Annotated in this window: 5 protein-coding genes; 3 read left to right on the forward strand and 2 right to left on the reverse strand. The window is 66.3% G+C overall.

All coding sequences use genetic code 11. The features are described 5' to 3' along the window. Positions 1-318 precede the first annotated feature (318 nt). On the forward strand, positions 319-555 hold the full coding sequence (locus tag KGM94_RS24995) for a hypothetical protein (RefSeq protein WP_300265357.1): 237 nt from the start codon (positions 319-321) through the stop codon (positions 553-555). Here the strand turns inward: KGM94_RS24995 and KGM94_RS25000 are convergent, their stop codons facing one another. After that, complete coding sequence (locus KGM94_RS25000; protein ID WP_300265359.1) at positions 556-1,338, reverse strand: SDR family oxidoreductase; 783 nt, start codon at positions 1,336-1,338, stop codon at positions 556-558. Positions 1,339-1,473: 135 nt separating this feature from the next. Between KGM94_RS25000 and KGM94_RS25005 the strand changes: the two genes are divergently transcribed. Beyond that, positions 1,474-1,854, forward strand: coding sequence for a hypothetical protein (locus KGM94_RS25005; protein ID WP_300265362.1), 381 nt, complete (start codon positions 1,474-1,476; stop codon positions 1,852-1,854). Positions 1,855-1,864: 10 nt separating this feature from the next. Further along, complete coding sequence (locus tag KGM94_RS25010; protein WP_300265365.1) at positions 1,865-2,104, forward strand: hypothetical protein; 240 nt, start codon at positions 1,865-1,867, stop codon at positions 2,102-2,104. A gap of 12 nt (positions 2,105-2,116) precedes the next feature. On the opposite strand, the gene KGM94_RS25015 is transcribed toward KGM94_RS25010, so the two are convergent. Further along, the gene (locus KGM94_RS25015) at positions 2,117-2,302 is read right to left on the reverse strand and encodes a hypothetical protein (RefSeq protein WP_300265368.1); all 186 of its coding nucleotides are present in this window, start codon (positions 2,300-2,302) and stop codon (positions 2,117-2,119) included. Between the last annotated feature and the right edge of the window lie 12 nt (positions 2,303-2,314).

Genomic DNA, 2,314 nt, shown 5'->3' on the forward strand with positions numbered 1-2,314 from the left:
GACGACGACGGACCCGTGGTGCGCCCGCCGATGCCGGTCCGCTGACGGAGGCGGATGTCGGCCAAGAGATCGGCCAAGAGAAAAGGCCGTCGGGATCTATGCCGCCGGCCTTCTCTTGCAACTGCCGGTTCCCGAAGCCCGGTTCCATTGCAATTCCACGCGGCAAGCATCGCGCCAACATGTTTAATCAATCGTTAACGTCACCGCGCGATGCACATGATTCTTGCGCCATAAGCACAGAGATTGCGCGGCGTCTTCATTCGGGAAGCATCGACTCAGTGGTAGCATCGCGCATGAAGTGACGTTTGGGGAATTCAGATGCCCTATTACTATTTCGATCTCGTGGTTGGTGAAGAAATCAAGAACCAGGGCGGCATCATCCTCGAAGACATCGAGGTCGCCTCCGATCGCGCCGACCAGCTCGCGACCGAGTTGTCGCAGGTGAAGCCCGAGCTGCAGCACAGGGGTTGCGCGGTTCGCGTCACCGATCCCGATCACAGGGAGCTCTATCGGACGCCGCTCGATCCGGTTCCGAGTTGGCGACGATCGGACTGATCAGACGTCCAACACCGGCGGCTCGAACCAGTTGGTCAGCGACAGGCCGCCGTCGACCGCGATGGACGCGCCGGTGACGTAGGCCGACAGTCTGTTCGAGAGCACCGCAAGCGCCATCGGTGCGAGATCCTCGGCTTGGCCGAGCCGGCCGAGCGGGATATGGCGCGCCAGCGCCGGATCGGCGACGAACCCGCCGGCCGCGATCGCACCCGGCACCAGCGCGTTGACGCGGATGTTGTAACGGCCGAACGTCTTGGCGAGTTCCTTCACCAGCATCGCCATTGCCGCCTTCGCCGTCGAATAGTGCGGCAGGTTGCGCGGCGTTCCCGCGTGCAGCGAGGTGAGGAACAGGAACGAGCCCGGCTGTTTCGCGCCGATCAACCGTTTTGCGATCTCGCGCGCCAGATGAAAGCCGGCATCGAGGTTGACGGCGTGCATGTCCTGCCAGGTCTTGCGATCGACCGCGAGCGCATGGTCGGCCTCGCGCCGCGGCGGCGAGGCGCTGTGCACGAAATGCGTGACCTCGCCCAACGCGTCGCGCGCGGCCGAGAGCAGCGCGTCGCAGGCCTCGGGCTTCGAGAGATCGCCGGCCCAGGGCACGGCCAGTTCCGGCCGGGGCGCAGCCTTGATCGCGGCCGCCACGCGTTCCCCGTGCAGGTCCGCAAACACGGTTCGCACGCCCTCGCCGACCAGCGCCTGGGCGATGGCGCGGCCGATGCCGTTGCCGGCCCCGGTGACGAGCGCCCTGTCGCGCACGGGGTCGAATGGCGTGCCCAGGAGCATCGCACGTTCCTCCAATTGCTCACTTTGACGTTAGCGCGGCGATGCCACGCGCGGCAATCCGTTCGGACCATTGCAGAGCGCGGGCGCGGGCGGTAGCCTCCAGGAAAAATCGGGAGGCCAAGGGGAGGCTAAGGGATGCGCTACGGATTGTTGATCGCGGGCTTGCTGCTGATCGCTGCACCGGCTCAGGCCGAGCCGCGGTCGGTCTATGTGACGATGGTGCTGCAGGCGTTCGCCGCCAAGGTCGAGTGCCCCGGCACGGACCTCGTCTATCAGGATCTCGTGCAGAGGGCGCAGGACATGCACCTGCCCGACGGCACCACGGAACAGGTGCGCAAGGCGATCGCCTTCATGCACACCGGCGGCAAGATGGGCGAGCGCCAGGACGACGATCTCATGACCGAAGTCGCCATCGCCACCCAGACGACCGACCTCGATCAGCGCCGGCTCGGCATGCCCGACTGGTGTGAGGCCCAGAAGGCGAAGCTGGCGGGGTTCATTCACAGCAAGAACTAGGGACCATGCGATGCCAATAGCGCCTCTCGCCCTCGCCGTCGTGCTTGCCGCGCTGAGCACCGCCGCGCTGGCGAAAAATTCCGACGCGGCGAAGGATGAGGACAAGTCGGCCTCATCATCCTGCAGCGCCTACCAGAAGGGGCCCGACGGCGCGTGGGTGCAGCTTCCCTGCAGGGAGACGGGCGCGCACGGCCAGGCGCAGACGCAACATCGCGCTCCGACGCACGGCACCGATCAGGAGGAACGCTGAGACGCCGGCGCCTCAGCTCTGGTGCGGACCGCGCATGATCTTCATGGCATCGGCGATGTGACGCCATTCCTTCGCGTCCTCCGCCTCGCCGCGGCCCTCGCAGGCCTGCGCCTGCTCGGCGGCCTTCGCGATCGCCGCAAAGCCGTGCTGTTCCAGCATCTGCCGCGCGATGGTGTGGACCTGGACCTCGGACATCATGGGCGCTCTCCC

Origin of the sequence: Bradyrhizobium sp., from assembly GCF_028868675.1 — a bacterium.
Taxonomy (GTDB): Bacteria; Pseudomonadota; Alphaproteobacteria; order Rhizobiales; family Xanthobacteraceae; genus Bradyrhizobium.